General features: G+C 57.1%; 22 protein-coding genes and 1 tRNA gene. 17 read left to right on the top strand and 6 right to left on the bottom strand.

Annotated elements, in window-relative coordinates:
- The 5 genes from LBR61_02945 to LBR61_02925 form a co-directional block, all read left to right on the top strand.
- Window positions 1-186: FAD-binding oxidoreductase (locus tag LBR61_02945; protein ID MDR1731029.1), on the top strand; the 186-nt coding region annotated here is incomplete at its 5' end.
- Window positions 187-218: 32 nt separating this feature from the next.
- Entirely contained in the window at window positions 219-1,100 is an 882-nt protein-coding gene (locus LBR61_02940; GenBank protein MDR1731028.1) for an acetaldehyde dehydrogenase (acetylating), read from the top strand.
- Complete coding sequence (gene dmpG, locus LBR61_02935) at window positions 1,097-2,134, top strand: 4-hydroxy-2-oxovalerate aldolase (GenBank protein MDR1731027.1); 1,038 nt, start codon at window positions 1,097-1,099, stop codon at window positions 2,132-2,134. Before LBR61_02940 ends, dmpG begins: the two co-directional genes overlap by 4 nt.
- Window positions 2,135-2,211: 77 nt before the next feature.
- Window positions 2,212-2,289: transfer RNA gene (locus LBR61_02930), tRNA-Pro, on the top strand.
- A 115-nt stretch (window positions 2,290-2,404) separates the two neighbouring features.
- Window positions 2,405-4,357, top strand: a complete 1,953-nt coding sequence (locus tag LBR61_02925; GenBank protein ID MDR1731026.1) for a YgiQ family radical SAM protein — start codon at window positions 2,405-2,407, stop codon at window positions 4,355-4,357.
- Here the strand turns inward: LBR61_02925 and LBR61_02920 are convergent.
- A complete protein-coding gene (locus LBR61_02920) occupies window positions 4,251-5,210 on the bottom strand; it encodes a DMT family transporter (protein ID MDR1731025.1) in 960 nt (319 codons plus the stop codon). The two genes, LBR61_02925 and LBR61_02920, sit on opposite strands and share 107 nt — an antisense overlap.
- A gap of 187 nt (window positions 5,211-5,397) precedes the next feature.
- Between LBR61_02920 and LBR61_02915 the strand changes: the two genes are divergently transcribed.
- The 11 genes from LBR61_02915 to yihA all read left to right on the top strand — a co-directional run bounded on the left by LBR61_02915 (window position 5,398) and on the right by yihA (window position 17,157).
- On the top strand, window positions 5,398-6,315 hold the full coding sequence (locus LBR61_02915) for a DUF4365 domain-containing protein (GenBank protein ID MDR1731024.1): 918 nt from the start codon (window positions 5,398-5,400) through the stop codon (window positions 6,313-6,315).
- A gap of 73 nt (window positions 6,316-6,388) precedes the next feature.
- Window positions 6,389-7,597 carry an HD-GYP domain-containing protein gene (locus tag LBR61_02910; GenBank protein MDR1731023.1) on the top strand — a complete coding sequence of 403 codons (1,209 nt, stop codon included), beginning with the start codon at window positions 6,389-6,391 and terminating at the stop codon, window positions 7,595-7,597.
- Window positions 7,598-7,797: 200 nt separating this feature from the next.
- Window positions 7,798-8,016 carry a 4Fe-4S dicluster domain-containing protein gene (locus LBR61_02905; protein ID MDR1731022.1) on the top strand — a complete coding sequence of 73 codons (219 nt, stop codon included), beginning with the start codon at window positions 7,798-7,800 and terminating at the stop codon, window positions 8,014-8,016.
- Entirely contained in the window at window positions 8,009-9,160 is a 1,152-nt protein-coding gene (locus LBR61_02900; GenBank protein MDR1731021.1) for a 2-oxoacid:acceptor oxidoreductase subunit alpha, read from the top strand. The genes LBR61_02905 and LBR61_02900 overlap by 8 nt, the downstream gene beginning before the upstream one ends.
- The gene (locus LBR61_02895; protein ID MDR1731020.1) at window positions 9,161-9,982 is read left to right on the top strand and encodes a 2-oxoacid:ferredoxin oxidoreductase subunit beta; all 822 of its coding nucleotides are present in this window, start codon (window positions 9,161-9,163) and stop codon (window positions 9,980-9,982) included.
- A gap of 3 nt (window positions 9,983-9,985) precedes the next feature.
- The gene (locus tag LBR61_02890) at window positions 9,986-10,603 is read left to right on the top strand and encodes a 2-oxoacid:acceptor oxidoreductase family protein (GenBank protein MDR1731019.1); all 618 of its coding nucleotides are present in this window, start codon (window positions 9,986-9,988) and stop codon (window positions 10,601-10,603) included.
- A 164-nt stretch (window positions 10,604-10,767) separates the two neighbouring features.
- On the top strand, window positions 10,768-12,144 hold the full coding sequence (gene tig / locus LBR61_02885) for a trigger factor (GenBank protein ID MDR1731018.1): 1,377 nt from the start codon (window positions 10,768-10,770) through the stop codon (window positions 12,142-12,144).
- Window positions 12,145-12,162: 18 nt separating this feature from the next.
- Window positions 12,163-12,759 (top strand): ATP-dependent Clp endopeptidase proteolytic subunit ClpP, encoded by a 597-nt coding sequence (clpP, locus tag LBR61_02880; protein MDR1731017.1) that lies wholly within the window; start codon window positions 12,163-12,165, stop codon window positions 12,757-12,759.
- Between the two features lie 53 nt (window positions 12,760-12,812).
- On the top strand, window positions 12,813-14,144 hold the full coding sequence (clpX, locus tag LBR61_02875; GenBank protein MDR1731016.1) for an ATP-dependent Clp protease ATP-binding subunit ClpX: 1,332 nt from the start codon (window positions 12,813-12,815) through the stop codon (window positions 14,142-14,144).
- Complete coding sequence (gene lon, locus LBR61_02870) at window positions 14,144-16,537, top strand: endopeptidase La (protein ID MDR1731015.1); 2,394 nt, start codon at window positions 14,144-14,146, stop codon at window positions 16,535-16,537. The genes clpX and lon overlap by 1 nt, the downstream gene beginning before the upstream one ends.
- A gap of 23 nt (window positions 16,538-16,560) precedes the next feature.
- On the top strand, window positions 16,561-17,157 hold the full coding sequence (gene yihA / locus LBR61_02865) for a ribosome biogenesis GTP-binding protein YihA/YsxC (protein ID MDR1731014.1): 597 nt from the start codon (window positions 16,561-16,563) through the stop codon (window positions 17,155-17,157).
- 56 nt (window positions 17,158-17,213) lie between these two features.
- Here the strand turns inward: yihA and LBR61_02860 are convergent, their stop codons facing one another.
- From LBR61_02860 to xseB, 3 genes are all read right to left on the bottom strand, one after another.
- Complete coding sequence (locus LBR61_02860) at window positions 17,214-18,437, bottom strand: M20 family metallo-hydrolase (GenBank protein MDR1731013.1); 1,224 nt, start codon at window positions 18,435-18,437, stop codon at window positions 17,214-17,216.
- Between the two features lie 9 nt (window positions 18,438-18,446).
- The gene (locus LBR61_02855; GenBank protein MDR1731012.1) at window positions 18,447-19,724 is read right to left on the bottom strand and encodes a Glu/Leu/Phe/Val dehydrogenase; all 1,278 of its coding nucleotides are present in this window, start codon (window positions 19,722-19,724) and stop codon (window positions 18,447-18,449) included.
- Window positions 19,725-19,930: 206 nt separating this feature from the next.
- On the bottom strand, window positions 19,931-20,167 hold the full coding sequence (gene xseB, locus LBR61_02850; protein ID MDR1731011.1) for an exodeoxyribonuclease VII small subunit: 237 nt from the start codon (window positions 20,165-20,167) through the stop codon (window positions 19,931-19,933).
- Window positions 20,168-20,399: 232 nt separating this feature from the next.
- Here xseB and rpmB point away from each other — a divergent pair, with 232 nt between their 5' ends.
- Complete coding sequence (gene rpmB, locus LBR61_02845; GenBank protein ID MDR1731010.1) at window positions 20,400-20,609, top strand: 50S ribosomal protein L28; 210 nt, start codon at window positions 20,400-20,402, stop codon at window positions 20,607-20,609.
- Between the two features lie 127 nt (window positions 20,610-20,736).
- On the opposite strand, the gene LBR61_02840 is transcribed toward rpmB, so the two are convergent.
- Window positions 20,737-21,690 (bottom strand): RluA family pseudouridine synthase, encoded by a 954-nt coding sequence (locus tag LBR61_02840; protein ID MDR1731009.1) that lies wholly within the window; start codon window positions 21,688-21,690, stop codon window positions 20,737-20,739.
- On the bottom strand, window positions 21,687-22,724 hold the full coding sequence (locus LBR61_02835; GenBank protein ID MDR1731008.1) for an HD domain-containing protein: 1,038 nt from the start codon (window positions 22,722-22,724) through the stop codon (window positions 21,687-21,689). The genes LBR61_02840 and LBR61_02835 overlap by 4 nt, the downstream gene beginning before the upstream one ends.
- Window positions 22,725-22,801 lie beyond the last annotated feature (77 nt).

Below are 22,801 nucleotides of genomic sequence, written 5' to 3'. Positions count from 1 at the left end.
GATTTGATAGCGGAGACGGTGAAACTGGGAGGGATGGGCAGCGGAGAGCACGGAGTGGGATATCTGAAGCTGCCCGCGCTGCTGGCGTCCAAGACCCCCGAGGAAGCGGGAATACACCGGGCGATCAAGCTGGCGTTCGATCCTCTGGAGATCATGAACCCTGGCAAGCTGATCCGGGAAATGTAGCGGAAACGTCACAGCGGAGGAGGCGAGAAATTTTGGACAGGATCAAAGTGGCGATTATCGGGCCGGGGAACATCGGAACCGATCTGATGTATAAGGTTTTGCGCAGTCAATATCTCGAAATGGGAATGATGGCGGGGATCATGGAGTCGGAGGGGATCCGCCGGGCGGCCTCCCTGGGAGTCAAAACGTCGATCGAAGGCGCGCAGGCGGTGGCCAGGGAAAAAGACGTCAAAATCGTGTTCGAGGCCACCAGCGCCGCGGCGCATCAAAAAAACGCGCCGATTCTCAAAGAGGCGGGACAGATCGCCATTGACCTGACTCCTGCCGCCGTCGGCCCCTATTGTGTTCCCTGCGTGAACCTGGACAGGCTGTTCGACGTGCCGAATGTGAACATGGTGACCTGCGGCGGACAGGCGACGATTCCGGTCGTTCACGCGGTAGAACGCGCAGCTGGGGCGGTTTACGCGGAAATTGTCGCCTGTATCTCGTCTAAAAGCGCCGGCCCCGGAACCCGGGCGAACATCGACGAGTTCACGGAGACGACGGCCTCCGCCATCGAAAAGGTGGGAGGCGCGGAAAAGGGCAAGGCGATCATTGTGCTGAACCCCGCGGAGCCGCCTCTGATGATGACCAACACGATCATCGTTCGGACCAGGGACAAAAACGTGCCCGCCGAAAAAATAACGGAGTCCATCGACCGGATCGTGGCGGAGATTCAGAAGTACGTACCCGGCTACAGGCTTCGCGTTCCGCCCCTGATCGACGGGGATAAGGTCACGACGATCGTGGAGGTGCAGGGGCAGGGAGACTTCCTTCCTCCTTATTCCGGCAATCTGGACATCATCAATTCGGCGGCCGTGGCGACGGCTGAAAAGATCGCCGCGAAAATGCTGGGAAAGGAGGGCTCCCGATGAGCGACGGGACAAAGGTCCCTCTGAAGGGACGAAAGATTTACGTAGTCGATACTACCCTGCGGGATGGAAGCCACGCCGTAAAACACAGTTTCACGAAGGAGCAGGTGACGGCCATCGCCGGAGGGCTGGACCGCTGCGGAGTCCCCTTCATTGAGCTTTCCCACGGAGACGGCCTGGGCGGGGCGAGTTACACCTACGGCTTCTCGAAGGTCGATGAGTTTGAGCTCCTCGAAACCGCGGCTTCCGTGGTGAAAAAGGCGCTTCTGACCGTTCTTCTGCTGCCGGGCATCGGAACCATCGAAAACCTGAAGCGCGCCTGCGACTGCGGAGCGAAGGCCGTTCGCGTGGCGACGCACATTACGGAGGCGGACGTCTCCGCGGAGCATATCATTGCCGCGAAGAAGATGGGCATGTTTGTGGTTGGGTTTCTGATGATGTCCCACATGTCCCCTCCGGAGGCCATCGCCCTGGAAGCGCAGAAGATGGAAAGTTACGGCTCGGATTACATCAACATCGCGGACTCCGCGGGGTACCTGCTTCCCGACGACGTGAGAGCGCGTATCGATGCCGTGAGGAACGCCGTGAAAATTCCGGTGGGCTTTCACGCCCACAACAACCTCAGCCTTGCGGTGGCCAACGCCCTGGCCGCCCTGGAGTCGGGAGCGGAGTACGTGGATGCCACCCTGTGCGGCCTTGGCGCGGGCGCGGGCAATACGCAGCTCGAAGTCCTGGCCGGGGTGCTTCAGCGCATGGGCTGCGAGACGGGGCTGGACTTTTACGGGCTGATGGATCTGGCGCAGCAGGTGATGCCGTCGGTTATGCAGCGCCCTCAGGTCGTGGACGCCGGGTCGCTGATGCTGGGTTACGCGGGGGTCTATTCGAGTTTCCTGCTCCACATTTACAGCGCCGCCGAAAAGTTCAAACTGGAGCCGCGGGACATCATGGTGGAGCTGGGACGCAGACACATGATCGGCGGTCAGGAGGATATGATCGTGGACGTGGCCTGGCAGCTCACCCAAAAACAGGCAAAATGAAGGATGCGTAAGGGCGAGCCGACGCAGGGAGCGATTTGACGGCGGCGCGTATAAATGCTAGAATGCCTTTCGTTTGTCGGGGCGTAGCGCAGCCTGGTGAGCGCGCCTGGTTCGGGACCAGGAGGTCGGAGGTTCAAATCCTCTCGCCCCGACCATGAGGAAATTGCGGGAAGGCCCGGGGGAGATTCTCCTTCGAGCCTTCTATTATTATTGATATTTAATCATTGATATTTATTGATGATATTTATTGATTGATGGAGAATTGTGGGAATGGAAAATCGCTGTGATCGTGACGGGCAAAAAACGCAGGAGAACGCCTTTTTACCCGTCTGCCGCGAAGATATGAAGGCGCGTGGATGGAGCGAGCCGGATTTTGTGTTTGTAACCGGCGACGCCTACGTCGATCATCCGAGTTTCGCGATGGCGATCATTGGTCGTCTGCTGGAATCCCGAGGGTATCGGGTGGGTATCGTCTCTCAGCCCGACTGGCGCGTCTCCGGGGCCTTTACGACTCTGGGGCGTCCGAGGCTGGGCGTTCTTGTGGGAGCGGGAAATCTGGACTCGATGCTGAACAAACTGACCGCTGGGAAAAAGACCCGCAGTTCCGACGCCTACTCTCCGGGGGGCAGAAGTGGATTGCGCCCCGACCGGGCCACTATTGTCTACTGTCAGAAAATCCGTGAAATATGGGGGAATATTCCTCTGATTATCGGAGGAATTGAGGCCGGTCTCCGCCGTTTTGCGCATTATGACTACTGGTCCGATGCCCTGCGGCGCTCGATTCTCGTTGACAGCCAGGCCGACCTGCTGGTGTATGGAATGGGGGAGCGTCCAATTCTTGAGATCGCCGCCGCTCTGGCGGAAGGTTTCCCCGTCGGCGCTCTGAGGGAAGTGCGAGGAACCTGTTATATTGCGGAGGAGGAGGAACTTTCACTCCCTTTTCTGGAGCTTCCCTCCTGGGAACAGGTGAGGGCCGACAAAAGAGCTTTCGCGGAGGCCTTTCGACTGACCTCGCAGGAACAGGATCCCATTCGCGGCAAAACTCTGGTTCAGCGATACGACGCCCGATGCCTGGTGCAGCTCCCTCCGGCCCTTCCTCTGACGGAGGAGCAGATGGATGAAATTTACGATCTTCCCTATCAAAGAGAGGCGCACCCGGCTTACGAAGCTTTGGGAGGCGTTCCGGCCCTTGCGGAGGTGAAATTCAGCGTCACGAGCCATCGAGGCTGTTTTGGAAGCTGCGCTTTTTGCGCCATTCACGCCCATCAGGGGAGGATCGTCCAGGCCCGAAGCCACGGGTCGATTCTTCGGGAGGTGGAGGCGCTGAGCCGCATGAAGGACTTTAAGGGATACATTCACGATATTGGAGGCCCGACGGCGAACTTTCGGCATCCCTCCTGCGGGGAGCAGCTTCTTCGGGGGACCTGCAGACATCGGGAATGTCTGTTTCCCGAACCCTGCGGTCATCTGGACGTCTCCCACGAGGATTATCTGGCTCTGCTGGAGAAAGCCCGAAGCGTCAAAGGCGTCAAAAAGGTGTTTGTGCGGTCGGGACTGCGGTATGATTACCTCCTGGCCGACCGGAAGAACGGGGAAAAATTTTTGACGGAGCTCTGCCGGCATCACGTCAGCGGACAGCTTAAAGTCGCTCCCGAACACGCTTCCCCCGCTGTTCTGCGGGTCATGCGCAAGGGAGGGATCGAACAGTACCGCCGGTTTATGGAATTGTTCCGGACCATCAATGAACGGTTGGGCCGGAAGCAGTACCTCGTGCCCTATTTTATGACGTCTCACCCCGGATCGGGTCTGAAGGAAGCCATCGATCTGGCTCAATTTGCCGCCGAACTCGATTTTTGCCCGGAGCAGGCCCAGGACTTCATCCCCACCCCTGGAAGCCTGGCCGCCTGCATGTATTACACGGAGCTGGATCCCTTCACGGGCAAGCCGGTGAAGGCGGCCCGAACCTCCCGGGAGCGGAACATGCAGAGGGCGCTCCTCCAGCATCGTATGCCGAAAAACCGGACCCTCGTCCGTCAGGCCCTGATTGAGGCGGGAAGAGAGGACCTGATCGAAACATTGCTCGGGCCGCGGGGAACTGTCGGCGAAAAAAAGTCGCTCATTGCCGGAGGCGGCAGGAGAAGTTTTTCAGGAAAGCGGGGGCCAGCTCCACGAGAAGGACGGAGCCGAAGATCAGGGCGCAGCCGACCCCCATCTGAAAAGTGAAGGTCTCGCCCAGTAGGAAGATGCCGCTCAGAGCCCCGAACACGGACTCCAGCCCCAGAAGGAGGGAGGCGTGGGTGGAACTCGTGTACTTCTGCCCCAGGTTTTGAATCAAAAAACAGAGAAACGTGCAGAAAAACGCTGAAAACAGAACCTCTTTCAGCCCTCTGGAACCCTGAAAGACCAGAGTTTCTCCCGCCGGAAAGGTCGCCAGCAGAGAAAGCAGGGCGGTGACGACGAACTGGACGAAGGTCAGAACCATGGGGTCGCCGTCGGCGGCGAAATGTCCGATGGCGATGATCTGCATGGCGAAAAACAGGGCCGAAAAAATGGTGAGCACGTCGCCGATGTTGAGAGGCCCGTCGGCATTGGAGATCAGGAGCCTCATCCCCGTAAAACAAATCAGGGACCCCAGCGTCGTGGTCCATCCGGGGAAAATTCTGCGCCGCGCCCAGACCAGAAGGGGCACCATGACCACGTATCCGGCCGTGAGAAACGCCTGTTTCCCGGCGGTCGTAAAAATGAGCCCCAGAGTTTGAACCCCCATGGCCAGAAACAGCAGGCAGCCGATGGTCGTTCCTCCGATGAGGTCGCGTCTTGAGCACGACAGAATACGTCGGGGAAACACGATTCCCATCAGCAGAGCGCCCAGGCTGAAGCGGAAAAACAAAAGCCAGAAGGTGGGATAGACGTCGAGGGCTTCCTTCATGGCCACGAAGCCCAGCCCCCAAAGGAAAGCGCAAAGCACCAGCATTCCATCGGCCAGCCACATCCGCAGTCCGGTTCCGCCCTCCGCGGGAGCGCAATTTTCGTTTTGTGTTTTCTGCGAGCTTTGATTCATGAGAACCCAGTCCATTTCTCGTACGGATAAATACAGGTATGGAGTATAACAGGGTAAAAGAACGTGAACAAGGTATCTTCTGAAAAAGGCATCTTCTGAAAAACAGGGTCAAAATAAGTCACATATGTTACGATAGGTTATAATAGTTAATTGTCAGTGGAAGCCATTTTTGTGAGTGTGAGAGGTGAAATTCTTGAACGACATGGCCGAGCGTATTGCTGTTTATGCGGCGAGCCGAATATCCGCCCGATTGCCGGAGCTGATATTTCGAGAACAGCGCGAGGGCGACACCGGTCTCAACGCCCATCTGGAAATTGTGGAAGAATATCCGAGGATGGGCAAGATGATCGGTCTGCAAATCCGTTCGGATGAGAACGCCAGACTGGAACGCAGTGCACGGGGGTATGTCTGTCGGGGAGATATGGTTCATCTGGCCTACTGGCTTCAGCATGCCGTTCCCGTTCTCGTAATGATTTACGAGCAGAAAAACGACCGCATTCTGTGGGAGTTCGCGGGTACGGACACGATAGAAATAGACGGAGCCGAATGGGAACTGGTGGTCCCTCACGATCACGTCTACGGATCGGAGGCCGTTCCGGCCATCTCCGAATTGCCCTGCTACAGCCCGTACCTTTCGCGTCTGGCTCTGGACAGAACCTGGATGGAGCTGATCGAAGCGGGACGGGATATTTCGGTGGAGCTGGAGGAATGGATCAACCGCCCGTCGGACCAGGGAACCCTGCGTCTGTGTGTCGGCGGCGCCAGCGGCGGCGGGGCGGAGTCCATTTACGACTGGGCCTTCCGCACGGCTCCGGATATGCCCCACGTCTTTCGTCTGCCCGCGCTTTTCCCCTGGGCGAGTTTATCCGTGGATGAGGACTTTTATCGGGAAAAGGAGTCGAATCCACCTTCCGACGCGTTCCCCATTCGCCCCTGGACGGTGGAAGCCGGCGAAATCGCCCGTTTTACGCTGAAACTCTCCCTGAACGAGCTGGGTCGGTCTTTTTTGACGACAGAGCGTTTTCTGAGACGCGGAGAATTTCCGAGAACCGTGCCTGCGGGGAAAATCGGCGATGCTTACGAATCGGGTCTCAAGTTCAGGCTCCATAAAAAGGCATAAAAAGCTCTGAAAATTTGGGCCTGAAAAATCTGAGCCTGAAAAAGAGAACATCACATGGGTGAGAGGTGGCGGCATGCCCCCTGAAGTGAACGATTCCGAACAAATTACGAAAAAACGCATTTCTCTCGGCGAGCTGCGGGAATACATGACCAGTCCGGCGCGGGTGGCGGAAGATGTCGTTGCGACCAACGGCGTTATTTTGCTGCCCAGGGGAACCTCCCTGGCGTCGCTGCTCTCCTCTGTGGACGATGTCGAAAAAAATCTGCAGCGATGGGGGATTACCTCCATTCCCATCATCATCCAGATCACTTTGGACAACGAGGGACTGGACAACATTATGAAGTCCGTAAGAGGGCAGATCGAAGATTTCGATCCGCAGCTGGCCAAACACGCGGTGGAGCAGGTGAGCAGCGTTTACAGCCGTATTGGCGATGGAACCCTTGACTCCGAGGGATACGCGACCCTCGTTCAGGAAGGGCGCATTCTGGCTCAGGAGGTGTCTCAGGCGAAGCAGGTGATGCTTTGCCTGGGGCGGGTGCGAAGCTGGGACGAGTACACCTATGTCCATTCCCTGAACGTCGCTCTTCTGGGCGGCGTGCTGGCGAATCGCCTTTATCCCGGACGCACGGAAGTTGCCGAGTGCATGTCCATCGGGGGCATTTTGCACGATTTGGGGAAGGCGCGCATCCCCAAAGAGGTTTTGAACAAGCCGGGTGCTCTGACAAAAGATGAATTTGAAATTATCAAAAAACACACGGAGTTTGGAGAGGAGCTGGCTGTCGCCAATGGAGTTACCGACCCCTGGATACTTGCGGTGATTCGCGGGCATCACGAACGGTATAACGGCGAGGGGTATCCCGACCGCCTTATGAAGGAGCAGATTCGGAAGGAAGGCAGAATTGCGGCCGTGGCGGACGTTTTCGACGCCCTGACCGCCAGGAGGGTCTACAAGGAACCCATAGAGAGTCGAGTTGCGGTGTCGATGATGATCGAAAACATGGGAACCCATTTCGATCCGGAGGTGGTCAGGACGCTTTTGCTGCTGATCGGGCTTTACCCTCCGGGGACACTGGTGAGGCTTTCCGACGAAAGTCTGGGAGTTGTGGTGGGTTCCAGAGGAAAGGATCTGATGCGGCCTCAGGTTTTGCTGCGAGTCGACTCCATGGGACGGAAAGTGGAAGGTATTAAAATCGTGGATCTCAGCATGAATCCCCCCCTCCATATTCAACAGCCTCTCGAGGACTTCGGAAAACTGGATTTAACCGCTTCATCACCGGCCTGAAAATCGGAAGGAAAATCGGAAGATCGAACGAAGATTCCTCTTTCGAAAGGTCAGGGTTTTTCCCTGTTGCAATGCATGTCTTCGGTTTATCATGATGTTGCGGATAAATTTTATTTTGCAGGAAGAGGGGGTCCTGCGTGAAAAACGTGTTTTAGAAAGTGTAAAAGAAATTTTATGAAAATTTGGGGGGTGTACTGTCGTTGGCCAAAAAATTCCAGGTGGAAGTCAGCAACGCGTGGTGTAAGGGATGTTCACTGTGCGTCGGCGTTTGTCCAAAATCTGTCCTTGAGCTGAGTGATCGCATGAAATCCACGGCGGCGCGGATGGGAGACTGCATTGGATGCCGACAGTGTGAGAATATCTGTCCTGATTTTGCGATTACGGTCACGGAGAGTAAGGAGGGTGATGGAAATGTCTGACAGCGGGAAACCTTCCAATACGGCTTTCTGGCAGGGCAACACGGCTCTGGCGTACGGGGCTCTGGCGGCGGGCTGCAACTTTTTTGGGGGATACCCCATAACGCCTTCGTCGGAAATCGCGGAGGTCATGGCCCAGGAGCTGCCCAAACGGGGCGGAAAGTTCATCCAGATGGAGGACGAAATCGGGGGCATCGCGTCGATCATCGGCGCTTCCATCGCGGGGGCGAAATCCCTCACCGCCACGTCGGGACCGGGTTTTTCCCTGAAACAGGAGAACCTGGGGCTGGCCTACATCGCGGAAATTCCCATCGTGGTGGTGGACGTCATGCGTGGAGGGCCCTCCACGGGGCTGCCCACGAAAACGGCTCAGCAGGATGTCATGCAGGCGCGCTGGGGAACGCATGGCGACCACGCGACGATCTGCTACTCTCCCGCATCCGTGCAGGAGTGCTACGACCTGGCGATCCGGGCGTTCAACATGGCCGAGCGTTTCCGTCAGCCCGTGCTGATTCTCTCCGATGAAGTGGTGGGGCACATGCGCGAAAAGGTGACGATTCCGGAGCCGGCGAAACTGCATATCGTGAATCGCGTACGTCCGGCGGTGCCGCCCGAGAAGTTCACGCCCTACGAGCCGGATCCTCTGACGGGCGTTCCCGCGATGGCCTCGTTCGGAGATGGTTACTCCTGGCACGTGACGGGTCTGACCACCAGCGCCTGGGGATTTCCCACCAACAACGCGAGGGAAATAGAAAGAAAGATGCTGCGTCTGATGAGCAAGGTGGATCGGGCGCGAAGCGAGATCGTGGACTACGAGTCGGAGTCCATGGACGGCGCCGACGTCGTCGTGGTGGCTTACGGCAGCGTGGGAAGATCGGCCCTTCGAGCCGTCCGGGATGCCCGCAGGAAGGGGATTGCGGCCGGATTTTTCCGCCCCATCACCCTTTGGCCCTTCCCCGGCGAAGAACTGACGAGAATGACTCTGGGCGCGAAGGTCGTCCTGGTTCCGGAGTTGAACTGCGGCCAGATGGTTCTTGAGGTGGAGCGCGTTATGAAGGGCAGAAGCGACGTTCGGGGAATCAACCTGGTGAACGGAGAGCTCTTCAAGCCTTCGGAAATCCGGCGTGTCATTGAGGAGGTGGCCTAAATGCCGAGTACGCAAGTGTTGAGTTGGCTCAGAACGAGGTTCATGCCGCATATCTGGTGCCCGGGCTGCGGACACGGGATCATCATGCACGCGCTCATCCGGGCTCTGGTGGCGCTGGAAAAGGATAAAAGCCAGACGGTTATCGCGTCGGGTATCGGATGTTCCAGCCGTATGGCGGGTTATATCAACGCCTGCACGCTGCACTCCACTCACGGCCGGTCTCTGGCCTTCTCCACGGGCATCAAGCTGCACAAGCCCCAGCTGACCGTGGTTGACGTCATGGGAGACGGAGACTGCTCCGCCATCGGGGGCAACCACTTCATTCACGCCTGCCGCCGCAACATCGACATCACCGCGGTGGTCATGAACAACAACATCTATGGCATGACGGGAGGGCAGGCCAGCCCCACCACCCCCGCCGGCTCCTGGGCCTCCACGACGCCCTACGGGGCCATCGATCCGCCCTTTGACATCTGCAGGCTGGCGGAGGGCGCCGGAGCGTCCTACGTGGCGCGAACCACCATCGCCAATCCGCGTCAGGCGGAGATGTACATCATGAACGGCATCAAAAGAAAGGGTTTTTCGGTCATCGAAATCGTCACCCACTGTCATACGCAGTACGGCCGCAAAAATGACCGGCGGCTGCCCATTGAGAACTACAACTTCTTCAAGGAGGCCTCCGTGCCCCTGAGCAAGGCCAAAACCATGTCTCCGGCGGAACTGAAGGGCAAACTGGTGTGCGGGGAGTTCGTGGACAGAGAGAGCCCGGAATACACGGAGCAGTACGACAAAGTTATCGAAATTGCCCAAAGGAAGGGTTAAAACATGGCGGACGAGAGATTTGAAATTCGCATTGCGGGTTCCGGAGGTCAGGGAGTTATTTTGGCGACGGAGCTGATTGGACAGGCCATCACCCTCTATGAAACGGGACTTTACGTCGTTCAGTCTCAGGCCTATGGCCCGGAGGCCAGAGGGGGAAAATCGAAGGCCGAGGTGGTGATTTCCAGGGAGCCCATCGATTATCCGAAGGTGATGGCTCCCAACCTGCAGGTGATTCTGACCCAGGCCGCCGCGGAGGAGTTCGCTGTCGACACCGTGCCGGGAGGGCGAATCGTGTATGACGATTTCTTCGTCACCGACCTTCCGGGAATCCAGACGTCCTACGGCAGCGGAAGCGTGGAGGACTCGGTGCGGAGAATCGACGCCCGCATCTACACGCTGCCCATCGTTCGGACGGCCCGGGAAAAAATCGGGAAGGAAATTGTGACCAACATGGTTGCTCTGGGCTGCGTGGGACGCGTTCTGGACCTGGAGCACATCGCTTCCTCCGAATCCCTGCGAAAGGCCATTGCCGATCATTTTCAGGTGCCGAAAATCGTGGAGCTGAATGTTCAGGCCTTCAATGAGGGATACGAACTTTTTCGGCAGAGTCCTTTGCCGTAAAACACCGCTGCGGCGGAAACCTGAAGGGATTTGCCCGCGCCGGACGGAAGACGATTTTGTCTCCGTTCGGCGTTTTTTTTGAGGAACGGAAGTTATCAGGAGGGTCGCGAAATGTATAAATGATATAATACGCGCGTTTAACAGGTCGAAAGGAGCAGTGGATTATGAAGACGGAGTTACTTGGACAGGAAAAGAACGTAGTGAGGATAAAGGTGGACTTTGAAGCGGAGGAGTTTTCGTCGAATCTGAACGAGACGATTCAGGAAATCGCTCAAAAGACCAACATCCCTGGTTTCCGCAAAGGACATACACCGCGCAGAGTGATCGAGATGCGTTTTGGCCGGGAGAACCTGTACGGCGAAGCTTTCCAAAAGCTGATTTCCAACGCGGTGGAGCAGGTTGTGGGAGACTACGACCTGGATACGATCGCCGCGCCTTCCCTGAGCATGGAGGACACGATTCAGGAAGGAAAACCGCTGTCCTGTGAACTTACGTTCGAAGTGACTCCCGAAGTCGCCCTGCCTGAACTCGGCGAGATCGAGGTTGAAAAACTCATCCCGAAGGTGACGGACGAAATGGTCGATGTGATGGTACAGAACCTTCGGCGGGAACACTCTGTTCTTTCTCCGGCGACCCGTCCCGCTCAGGAAAAGGACGTTCTGTCGGTGAAATACGTGACGGAGGTTTCCGGTCCCGAGGGAGAGCCGGTCAAAAGTGACGAGCAGAAGGGTGATGTGGACCTGGCGGAAAGTACCATCCGACCCGACGTTCGAAACGCCCTTCTGGGGAAGAGCGCCGGAGAAACCGCGGAAGTGGAGTTTAACGTGGAGGAAGCCCACGAGGATAAAACGGTGGCCGGGAAAAAGGTCCATTACTTTTTCACCGTGGAGGAAGTGAAGGAGAGAGTCCTCCCCGAAATGGCCCCGGAGTTCTATAAAAAGGCGCTGGGGACCGACATCGAATCCGAAGAAGCCTTTCGTGAAGAACTGAAAAAACGCCTCCTGGCCCGTATCGATGCGGACAATACCTCTCAGGCCACCATGACGGCCGTCGACCGCATCGTCGAAAAATCCTCTCTGGAAGTTCCCGAGACCCTGGTGAAGCGTCAGATCGAGTTTCAGAAGGAACGCGACGCCGCGGACGCGAAGAAACGCTACGGTCAGGAGCTGAGCGAGGTTCTGAAGAACAATTCGGTGAATCCGGAGGACTACGAGCGCAACCTGCGGGCGACGGCGGAAAACATCGTCCGGCGTTCTCTGGTCCTCGACGAGATCGGGAAGAAATTCGACGTAGAGGTCCAGAAGACGGAGCTTGACGGCGAAATTGACCGCAGAGCTGAACTTTATGGGGTGGAGCCCACGAAACTCCGGGCGATTTTCTATAAGAACAGAGAAACCGTCGGACGCGTGGTGGAAGACATTCGCTATGGAAAGATCACGAAGATCATTATGGAAAACGTCAAAGTTCGGGATGTGGAGCAGCTTTCTCCCGCTTCTTCTCCAAACGCCCCAGAGGCGGAGAGCGCTCAGGAACAACAATAAAATAAAGGAGTAAGCCGAATGTCTTATTTCAATATTCCTTACGTCATTGAGCAGACGGGACGGGGTGAACGGGCCTATGATATTTACAGCCGCCTGCTGAAGGACAGAATTATTTTTCTGGGCACGGACGTAAACGACGACGTGGCCAACGTAATAGTCGCCCAGCTGCTTTTCCTGGAGAGCGAAGACCCGGAAAAGGACATCCATCTTTACATCAACAGTCCGGGGGGCAGCGTTACGGCGGGGCTTGCCATTTACGACACGATGCAGTACATTAAAAGTCCGGTTTCTACGATATGCGTCGGGCTGGCCGCCAGTTTCGGCGCGATTCTCCTGGCAGGAGGGCAGAAAGGAAAGCGGTTTGCCCTTCCCAACGCGGAAATCATGATCCATCAGCCTATGGGAGGGACCCGTGGACAGGCCAGCGACATCGAAATTCACGCCCGTAATATTTTGAAAACACGTGATCGCCTGAATCGCATTCTGGCGTATCATACCGGTCAGAACATCGAAAAAATAGCGATGGATACGGACAGAGACAATTTTATGACGGCCGGGGAATCGCTGGAGTACGGCCTCATCGATCAGGTCATCGAGTCACGGCAGAGCAAATGATCGAATCCTCGTCTCAGCAACGATAGGGAGTCTCCGCGCCGGGTATTGGAGGTATGGCTTTGAAAAAACTGAACAGAAATGACGATCAGAAGGAGATACGCTGCTCGTTCTGTGGAAAGGCGCAGTCCGAAATTTTTCGTCTGATCTCGGGACCGGGGGTTTGTATCTGTGACGAATGCGTAAACCTCTGCAATATCATCCTCGCGGACGAAAAAGCGGGATTGGACGCGGCGTCGGCCAAAAAGCAGGCGGGCGCCCAACATCCTCAGCCTCTGAAAAAAATGGAGCGTGAAACGGCTCTTAGGGTCTACACGCCCCGGGAGCTCAATGGTTTTCTGGATCAGTATGTTATCGGGCAGGAACGGGCGAAACGCGTCGTTTCTGTGGCGGTTTACAATCATTATCAGAGGGTGAAGAACAACATTGATACCCGAGATTCCGAAGTCGAGCTTCAGAAGAGCAACGTTTTGCTCCTGGGCCCCACCGGTTCGGGAAAAACGCTGATCGCTCAAACTCTGGCGCGTCGGCTGAACGTTCCCTTCGCCATTGCCGATGCCACCACTCTCACCGAGGCGGGGTACGTGGGCGAGGACGTGGAAAACATTCTGGTGCGTCTGCTTCAGGTGGCCGATTACGACCTGGCCGCCGCCGAGAGAGGGATCATTTATATCGACGAGATGGACAAAATCGCCCGTAAGTCCGAGTCCACCTCCATCACCCGGGACGTGTCGGGAGAGGGCGTTCAGCAGGCCCTGCTCAAAATTCTGGAGGGGACCACCGCGAACATTCCTCCCAAGGGGGGCCGCAAACACCCGCATCAGGAGTTTATCCAGATGGAAACCAGCAATATTCTTTTCATCTGCGGAGGAGCTTTCGAGGGCATCGAGGACATCGTGGCCCGGCGGGAGAGCAAGCGCACCATCGGTTTCGGCGGAGAGCTCCAGGGACGGCACTCGTCCCGGCGTTACGACATTGTCAGCCGGATTCAGCCGGAGGATCTGATGGCCTTCGGTTTCATTCCGGAGCTGGTGGGGCGTATTCCGGTGCTGGTGGCGCTGGAGGATCTGGACGAGGACGCCTTCGTGCGAATCCTTGAGGAACCGCGCAATTCTCTGGTAAAGCAATACAAAAAAATCTTCGAGATGGAGCAGGTCCGCCTGGAATTTACGCCGGAGTCTCTGAGGCGCATCGCGGCTCTCGCGGTCAAGAAACAGACGGGGGCCCGGGGTCTGCGTTCCATCATGGAAAACCTGATGCTGGACATCATCTACGAACTGCCCTCTCTTGAGAAAAAAGTCAGTTCTCTGGAAATCACGGCGGACTTTGTCGACAACCATCTTTCTCCCCTCGCCCTTCTGGGGGCGGCGAAGAAGGAGGTAGCCTAGTGCCTTCCGGTCAGAAAAAAGAGAAGACGGAGATCATTTCTGACGTGACGGAGGACAGCCTGGAAGAGCGATTTTATCCTGTACTGCCAATACGAGACGTGGTTCTTTTTCCGGGGATCATCATCCCCTTCTTCGTGGGGCGTCCCCGTTCTCTGAGAGCCATTGAGAACGCCCTGCTCCACGACAGGAAGGTTTTTGTGGTGGCGCAGAAAAAAATGGACACCGAGGATCCGGAAAGCGGAGACCTCTACGAAACGGGCACGCTCTGCAACATTTTGCAGATGGTGCGCATTCCCGACGGAACCACCAAAGTGCTGGTGGAGGGTCTGGAGCGCATGAAGGTCGACACCTGGATATGGGATCGGGAGATTTTGCAGGCCCATCTCATGCCGATGCCCTGGAAAATCTCGAAATCCCAGAACATGGAGGCTTTGAAACGGCGGGTTCTGGATGGATTCGAACGCTATAACATCCTTCAGCCCCGCATTCCGGGAGAAGTGATGTCCTCCATCATGGGAATCACCGACTTCGGTCAGCTTCTGAACCTGGTGGGGGCCCATATCTCGGTGAAGATCGACGCCAAACAGAAACTTCTGGAGACGGATGACCTGGAGTCGGCCCTTGGAATTTTACTGAAACTTCTGACCGAGGAAATCGACATTCTGGAGCTGGAGCACGACATTCAGGATCGGGTTCGGTCCGTGGTGGACAAGCAGCAAAAAGAATATTATCTGAGGGAACAGCTGCGGATCATTCAGGACGAACTGGGGCAGAATCGGGGAGAGGACGGCGGCGGGGAGTTCTCCCGATACGAGAAAAAAATAGCGGCTTCGGCCATGAGCGACGAAGCCCGGGAAAAAGCTCAAAGAGAGCTGGATCGTCTTGCCCACATGCCCTCCATGTCGCCGGAATCGACGGTGGTGCGCAATTATCTGGACTGCCTGCTGGACCTGCCCTGGGGTATCCGCACGGTGGACAATCTGGATATTTCCCATGCGGCGGAACTTTTGGAGGAGGACCACTACGGCCTGGAAAAGGTCAAAGACCGCATCCTGGAGTTTCTGGCGGTGCACCGTCAGGCGGGAAACGACATGAGGGCCCAGATCATCTGTTTCGCAGGCCCTCCCGGAGTCGGAAAAACGTCGCTGGGACGGTCCATCGCCCGGGCCATGAACCGCAACTTCGTCAACGTCTCTCTGGGAGGCGTAAGAGATGAGGCCGAAATTCGGGGGCACCGGAGAACCTACATCGGCTCTCTTCCGGGGCGTATCATTCAGAAACTTTCCCGGGCGGGAAGCTGCAACCCGGTGATGCTGCTGGACGAAGTGGACAAGCTGGGCAACGACTTCAGGGGAGATCCGGCTTCCGCCCTGCTGGAAGTGCTGGATCCCCGGCAGAACAATACCTTTACGGACCATTATCTGGAAATTCCCTTCGACCTCAGCGAAGTTCTGTTCATTACCACGGCCAACGCAACCCACACGATACCGAAGCCCCTTCTCGACCGCATGGAGGTCATACCGCTGTCGGGCTACACCACTCAGGAAAAGACCCTTATCGCCCTGCGTCATCTTCTGCCCCGGGTTTTGAAGGAACACGGTCTGGGACAGTCTCAGATGAAGATCACGCCGGCGACGGTGGAAAGAATTATTTCAGGCTGGACCCGGGAGGCGGGGGTGCGGGGCCTGGAAAGAGAACTGGCCACCATTGCCCGCAAGATCACCCGGCAGATTGTGGAGGCGTCGGACAGAGGGCAGGCGTTTAAACTGCCGGTTCGGGTCAAAAACACCGACCTCAAGGAGTACCTCGGAGCTCCGAAACTGTATGACACGAAAATTCCGAAAACACCTCAGAAGGGCAACGTGATCGGGCTCGCCTGGACGGAGGCGGGAGGCGACGTTCTTCTGGTGGAGGCCGTGACGATGAAGGGCAAGGGAGAGCTGGCCCTGACCGGCAAGCTGGGAGAGGTCATGCAGGAATCCGCCAGAGCGGCCATCAGCTACCTGCGTTCGGAAAGCGAGGCGCTGGAGATCGGCGACTTCGACTGGAAGGCCTTCGACATTCACGTTCACGTCCCTGACGGCGCCGTCCCCAAAGACGGCCCCTCGGCGGGGGTTACCATGGCCACCGCGATTCTCTCGGCGGTCAGCGGCCGGAAAGTCTCCATGGATCTCGCTATGACGGGGGAGATCTCCCTGCGGGGGCAGGTGCTTCCCGTGGGTGGGATTCGGGAAAAACTTCTGGCGGCCAGGCGATACGGTGTTCGTCATGTGATTTTGCCCGAGGCGAACCGGCAGGACGTGGAGGAAATTCCCCGGGAGGTTCTGGAGGGAATGAAGTTTGATTACGCCTCCGAGGTGACCGCCGTCTTCAGAAAGGCGCTGCTCAGCTGATGCCTCCGGGATGGAGGGTGGCTGTGGAGGCGACCAGTTTCACCGTCGAGCAGTTCCCGGAGGAAACCGTTCCGGAAATTGCCATGGCCGGACGTTCGAACGTGGGCAAATCCACGCTGATCAACGCTCTTTTGGGCGCGAAACTGGCTTACGTCGGCTCCGCCCCGGGAAAAACGCGAAGCATCAATTTTTACGCCGTGGAACGAACGGGAGGAGAAAACAGGCAGGCGTTCCGCCTTGTGGACCTGCCGGGCTATGGCTATGCCTCCCGCAGCCGGTCCGAGCGCAAAGAGTGGTCGCGGCTCACCTCCTCCTACGTGGAGACGAGAAAATCCCTGGTTTTTGTCTGTCATCTGGTGGATTTTCGTCATGGAATGCTGGCCAACGACCGGTTGCTTCAGGACTGGCTTCAGGAATGCGGGCGTCCCGCGATGGTGGTGTTCACCAAGGCGGACAAAATCACCCGGGGAAAGCGCAGGGAAATGCTTCATCAATACGTCCGGGACGGACTGAGGTCCATTGATGTCCCCATCATCACCTCCGGAGCGGACCGCAGCGGTATAGACGACCTGCGGCGATTCATCGAAACCCGCATCGACGCACTGAACGCAATTGCATAATCCGCTATAAAAAAAGACCGTCTGCTGTAGACGGCCTTTTGCGTTATATTTTCCCTTTATATTTTTCCCATCATCATCGAGGCAAAGACCTTCGCGTTGTTGACGATGTACTGGATTTCCGTGTACTCGTCCGGCTGGTGAGCGGAGGTCTCGCATTCCTGCGACCATACCGCGGCGGGGATGCCCTTTCGCCGGAAGAAGGCGGCGAAGGTTCCGCCTCCGATTCCCCCCAGTTCCGGCTCCACGTTCAGAACTTCCCTGATGGAGTCCGTCAGCAGCCGCACGATATCGGTGTCCGCGGACGTGGGAGGCGCGGCATCGCTGCGTTCGGGTTTCAATTCGATTTTTGCGCCGGTGCGGGCCGCCACGTCGTTCTTCACTTTTTCGACCAGAGCGATGACGTCGTCCAGGGGCACGGAGGGGAGAACCCGGCAGTCGAAGGAAAAACGCTCCATGCCCGGTATGGTGTTCACGTTGGGGACGTTGGCGAAACGCCGGGTCGGCTCGAAGGTAGATACCGGAGGGCTGAAGAGTTTGTCCTCCTCCGGGAAAGCCCTGTGGAGGGCGTTGTCGACCTCCACCGCCAGAAGGTTCGCGACCCTGCAGGCGTTGAGTCCCGTCTGGGGTCTGCTGGCGTGGGCCTGTTTTCCGGAAACCTCGAACTCCAGTTTCAGTCCGGATTTTTCGGCGATTTCGACGAAAGTTCCCCTGTCGTTGCCGGCATCGGGGGCAATCACGAGGTCGTCCTGACGGAACAGTCCCCGCTCCACCAGAGGAGCGACTCCATAACCGCTGCCCATTTCCTCGTCCGCCAGAAAACCCAGGTACACGGTGAAGGAGGGGGTCACTTTCAGGTTCGCGAAGGCCTTCAGAGCGTAAAGTGAGGCGATCAGGCTCATGCCGTTGTCGCTGACGCCCCGTCCGTAGAGCCGGCCTTCCCGCACAACGGGATCATAGGGGTCGTGGCTCCAGAGAGACCGTTCTCCTTCGGGCACCACGTCCACGTGGGTGAGGATGCACAGGCGACGGGGAGATTCTCCCCGATATTCCAGAAAAAGGGAGGGGCGGTTGCCCGTAGAGGATTTCGCGTCGTCGACGCGCTGCCACTCCACCCGCCCAAGCCCCAGCTCGGCCGCCAGCTTTTCGATTTCCCGGGCCTTCGCTTCTTCGCCGGTTCCTCCGTTGTGGGGGGAAACAGCAGGAATACGACAAATACGGCTCAGGGCCGCAACCATTTCGTCCCTGAGCCGTTCAATTTCAGTAAAAATTCGTTCTTTCACAATGTTCTCCTACAGGAACACGCCCCGCAGCTTCGCGACGTCGGCGACACGCTGAATCGCGGCCATAAAGGCGGCGCGGCGCATGGGAACCTTGCGGTCCTGGGAGTAATCCCATACCAGCTTGAAGTTCCCTTTCATAATATGAATCAGTCTCTTGTTGTATTCTTCTTCGGTCCAGAAGTAACCGCTCAGGTCCTGAGCCCACTCGAAGTAGGAGCCAATGACTCCGCCGGAGTTGGCAAGGAAGTCAGGAACGATGATAACGCCCTTTTTGACCAGGATGTCGTCCGCTTCAGGGGTGACGGGGCCGTTGGCGCCTTCAACGATATACTTCGCCTTCACGTCGCCGGCGTTCTTTACGTTGATGACGCCGTCCAGCGCGCAGGGGAAAAGCATGTCGCAGTCCACGAACAGGACGTCGGCCAGACCCTTCTTCTCGCAGCCGTCACAGGTAAAGCCCTCCAGGAGCTTCTTGGGATGCTTTGTGATGTGGTCGAAGGCCTTCGTGATGTCGATCCCCTTCGGAGAATAATAGGTGCCCGTGACGTCGCTGATGGCCACGACCTTCGCTCCGGCCTCGACCATGTTGAGGGCGGCGTAGCTTCCCACGTTGCCGAACCCCTGAATGGCCACAGTGGCGCTCTTCGGGTCCTTGCCCTGAACCTTCAGCAGCTCCAGTCCGCAGGTGGCGACGCCGTAACCCGTGGCCGCGGTGCGACCCAGAGAGCCCCAGTAGGAAATGGGTTTGCCGGTGAAGACGCCCGGCTCCAGACGGCCGTGCAGTTTGCTGATGGTATCCACGAACCACACCATCTCCTGACCGCCGGTGTTGACGTCGGGAGCGGGAACGTCGGACCAGGTGCCGACGATGGGGGCGATGCGGGCCGCAAAGGCGCGGGACATGCGCTCCTTTTCCTTCATCGACATGGTCAGAGGGTCGCAGGAAATGCCGCCCTTGCCGCCGCCGTAGGGGATACCGGCCAGAGAGCACTTCCAGGTCATAAGCATGGCCAAAGCCTCACACTCGTCCACGTCCACGTCGGGGTGATAACGAATACCGCCTTTGGCGGGCCCAAGGGCGGTAGAGTGCTGCACGCGATAACCACGGAAGATTTTCACGGATCCGTCGTCCATTTCCACGGGTACGGAAACTTCCAGTCTGCGCTCGGAACTGCCCAGAATGGCAATCATGTTTTCGTCAAGTCCCATTTCCTCCGCCGCGCCGTAAAAATTTCTGAGTGCGGTGTCCAGCAGTACGTTCGTAGCCGTTCTTCTAATACCAGACATTTTTATACACCTCCGAAAAATTATTCAGCTTTCCTGTTTTTTCAAACTTCGGAATCTGAAACTATAAAACGCGATCCTGATTGAATTCTGAGAAACATTTCCTTACCTGCAACAAACGTCATCACGAAAAAATGAGATAAAATGCTTACTTGTAGTTCAACCTTGCCAATAATAGCATATTTAAATTTAATTTTAAGTACGCTTATTTACGTAAGATTGGATTCTTTTTCCCGACCTTCTTCGTCCCGGTCGAAGGGAATTTCTTCGCCGTCCCGGGTGAGGATCGTGGCCTTTTGTTCCGCCAGAGCCAGAAAGTCCCGACTCTCCCGTATCAGGAGAATGCCTTTTTCAAAAACCTCCAGCGATTCGTCCAGGGAGAGTTTCCCCTCTTCGAGCCGCTTCAGTATTTCGTCCAGGTGTTCCAGGTTTTCACCGAAATTCATTTTTGCGTCCTCCTGTCAGGGTAAAATTTTTTTACCCTTTTTTGATTCTCCATCATTTTAGCGTTTTTATTCGATTTTGTGCGGGAAATACCGTTTCTGTGTCATTTTGCCTGTGATGTGATAAAATCCTTCAGGTATGTATAAAAGGATTCGGGACGAAGGGGGTTCCCTGGCGAAGTTTTTATTCCAAAGGAACTTTTTTTGTTCGTACAATGTCAGGAGGAGAGTATCAATGGCAAAGGTCTGTCAGTGCTGCGGACGAGGTCCCGCGGCGGGCAACGCGGTCAGCCACTCGAATCGGCACACCCGCCGTCGTTGGCTGATCAATCTTCAGAATGCGAGGATCGACGTGGGCGACGGAAGCTCCATCAAGGTTCGCGTCTGCGCCAAATGCCTGAAATCAGGTTTCGTGAAAAGGGCGGTTCGGGCGGCCGGCGTCTGAAAAAAATGCGGGGTCAGAGGCGGCTCCGCATTTTTTGATTTATTTATCCTCAGTCTCAACTCTCAATTTCAATTTCAATCTCAATATCAATATCATTCATTCTCGTTTTTCATTATATAGTCATTTTTCATTTATCATCCCGATCCAATAAGTCCAGGTCGATTTTCCAGCCTTCCTTTTCGAAGACTCTGCGCATATCCGCCGGCAGCTCCGCCCGGAAAGTCCGTCCCGCCAGTTCCGTCAGCGTACCGGACAAACCCGGCGGAAAACTCAGTTCTCTGGCGTGGAGCAGAGGACGGGGAGCTTCGAATTTTCGGAGCCGGTTGGTTCCTCTGTCGCCGTATTTTCTGTCCCCGAGGATCGGGTGGCCGATATAGGCCATGTGAACCCGGGCCTGGTGGGTGCGTCCGGTCAGGATCTCAATGGAAGCCAGGGAAAGATCGCCGCTGGAGGCCAGCCGGCGGTAGCGGGTCTTCGCCGTTTTTCCGCCCGCCGCCACCCGAACCGTGTTGCTGGCTTCGTCCTTTAAAAGAGGAGCCTCTGCAAGCCCCCGTTCCGGCAGCTCCCCAACGACCACGGCCAGGTAGCGCTTACGGACCTGCCTTTCCCTGAAAAGACGCTCCAGTTCCCTCAGTCCCTTTCCGGTGAGGGCCACGATCAGAACGCCGGTGGTATTGCGATCCAGCCGATGCACGGCCGCGGGAGAAAATCCCTGACCTCCCGCGCCGTACATCGTCCATATACGGGAAATGACGCTGTCTCCGCCCTTCACGTCCGGCTGCACCGTGAGGTCCGCCGGTTTGTCCACGACCACGGCCTGTTCGCCTTTCCAGATCACGGGAACCTTCCCCCGGTTGGGAATCACCGGTTCGCCGCCAGGCTCCTCCCAGGGGACGTAAAGTTCCTGCCCTTCATGAACGCGGGTTCCTCCCTCCCGAACCTTCAGGGCGTCCAGCCGCACCTCGCCCCTTCGCAGGCCCCCCATGACGGCGGACAGAGGCAGAAAGGGCCAGATCGAGCGGATGGTACGGTCCAGCCTGCGGCCGTCGTGGTCCCTGGTGAGGATAATTTTGCAGCTCATGCGGAGGTGGAGGATTCCGCTTCGGGCTCGCCGCCCCGGGGCGATTTCCAGAAACGCCTCTGCACCGGAAGGATGTATTCGGTGACCTCCTTCGCGCCCTCCAGCTGGCCCGTCTGCTCTCTCCAGCAGTAGAGCCGGAAGTCCAGCTCGTCGGCGGCGGAGACGATAAGCGCCTCCGGGGTGGCGGGCAGAACGGGAGAGCCGAACTCCTTACTGCCGTGGTGGCTCACCAGAATATGCCCCACCGCCAGGGCCGTCATCTCATCCAGACCGCAGTCCGCCGCCAGGTTCATGAAACGGTGGTAGCCCATCACGATGTGGTCCACGACGTTTCCCGCCAGGGTTACCTCGGGGGCGGGGGAAAGACGATAGGTCTCCAGCTTGCCCAGGTCGTGGAGAAGTCCGCCGCCGATCACCACGTCCATGTTCACGGCGAACCCCGCGTCCCGGTAGCTCTGCGCGATACCCACCGCCGAACGGGTGGTCGTCAGAGAGTGTTCCAGAAGGCCCCCCACGTAGGCGTGGTGCATGTTCACCGCCGCCGGGCAGGTGCTGTACTCCCGCCATATGCCCCGATTGAAGAACAGATCCTCCAAAAAGCCCCTCATGGGCTGTCCGCAGGTCCCGATCAGGTCCCGAAACTCCTTTTCCATCTTTTCCGGAGGCATGGGAGAGCGCCTGACGAAACTGTAAGGAGGGTATTTCTCCTGATCCACGTAGTACACGGCGTTGAAGTTGAACTGGTTCTGGTCGCGAAACTCCACGACTTTCCCCTGCAGCCCCGCGGTTTGTCCTTCCAGATTTTTAAAGTTCTCGTCTTCCAGAGGGTCTGTTTTGTATTTGACGTCTCCCCGGATGTCCCACCAGTCGGCGTTGCCCCAGGCCTTTCCCTCGATCTGCCCGTATTCGTCCATGAGGGTCAGGTCCCAGAAGGGGCGGTCATTTTTATCTCTGCGCTGTACGATGCGGGAAATCACTCCCAAAACGTAAAACGTGGAGTCTTTGGGAAGTTTTTTGACCTCCACGGTACTCATGCGTCGTCTGTCCTGCTTTTCTCTCTGCTCCGACAAAATGTCACCCCGTCAGTAAAAAATTATGTTTTCTCGATATT

This window comes from Synergistaceae bacterium (assembly GCA_031272035.1).
Classification (GTDB): domain Bacteria; phylum Synergistota; class Synergistia; order Synergistales; family Aminobacteriaceae; genus JAISSA01.
Note: the sequence above shows the minus strand (reverse complement) of the source record. Positions and strands in the feature narration are given on the sequence as shown.

Bases quoted from the DNA above. Each gene is read 5' to 3' on its own strand.
- dmpG (MDR1731027.1), top strand. From the start codon at position 1,097: ATGAGCGACGGGACAAAGGTCCCTCTGAAGGGACGAAAGATTTACGTA.
- LBR61_02925 (MDR1731026.1), top strand. From the start codon at position 2,405: ATGGAAAATCGCTGTGATCGTGACGGGCAAAAAACGCAGGAGAACGCC.
- LBR61_02920 (MDR1731025.1), bottom strand. From the start codon at position 5,210: ATGGACTGGGTTCTCATGAATCAAAGCTCGCAGAAAACACAAAACGAA.
- LBR61_02915 (MDR1731024.1), top strand. From the start codon at position 5,398: ATGGCCGAGCGTATTGCTGTTTATGCGGCGAGCCGAATATCCGCCCGA.
- LBR61_02910 (MDR1731023.1), top strand. From the start codon at position 6,389: ATGCCCCCTGAAGTGAACGATTCCGAACAAATTACGAAAAAACGCATT.
- LBR61_02900 (MDR1731021.1), top strand. From the start codon at position 8,009: ATGTCTGACAGCGGGAAACCTTCCAATACGGCTTTCTGGCAGGGCAAC.
- LBR61_02895 (MDR1731020.1), top strand. From the start codon at position 9,161: ATGCCGAGTACGCAAGTGTTGAGTTGGCTCAGAACGAGGTTCATGCCG.
- LBR61_02890 (MDR1731019.1), top strand. From the start codon at position 9,986: ATGGCGGACGAGAGATTTGAAATTCGCATTGCGGGTTCCGGAGGTCAG.
- tig (MDR1731018.1), top strand. From the start codon at position 10,768: ATGAAGACGGAGTTACTTGGACAGGAAAAGAACGTAGTGAGGATAAAG.
- clpP (MDR1731017.1), top strand. From the start codon at position 12,163: ATGTCTTATTTCAATATTCCTTACGTCATTGAGCAGACGGGACGGGGT.
- clpX (MDR1731016.1), top strand. From the start codon at position 12,813: ATGGCTTTGAAAAAACTGAACAGAAATGACGATCAGAAGGAGATACGC.
- LBR61_02855 (MDR1731012.1), bottom strand. From the start codon at position 19,724: ATGTCTGGTATTAGAAGAACGGCTACGAACGTACTGCTGGACACCGCA.
- xseB (MDR1731011.1), bottom strand. From the start codon at position 20,167: ATGAATTTCGGTGAAAACCTGGAACACCTGGACGAAATACTGAAGCGG.
- rpmB (MDR1731010.1), top strand. From the start codon at position 20,400: ATGGCAAAGGTCTGTCAGTGCTGCGGACGAGGTCCCGCGGCGGGCAAC.
- LBR61_02840 (MDR1731009.1), bottom strand. From the start codon at position 21,690: ATGAGCTGCAAAATTATCCTCACCAGGGACCACGACGGCCGCAGGCTG.
- LBR61_02835 (MDR1731008.1), bottom strand. From the start codon at position 22,724: ATGAGTACCGTGGAGGTCAAAAAACTTCCCAAAGACTCCACGTTTTAC.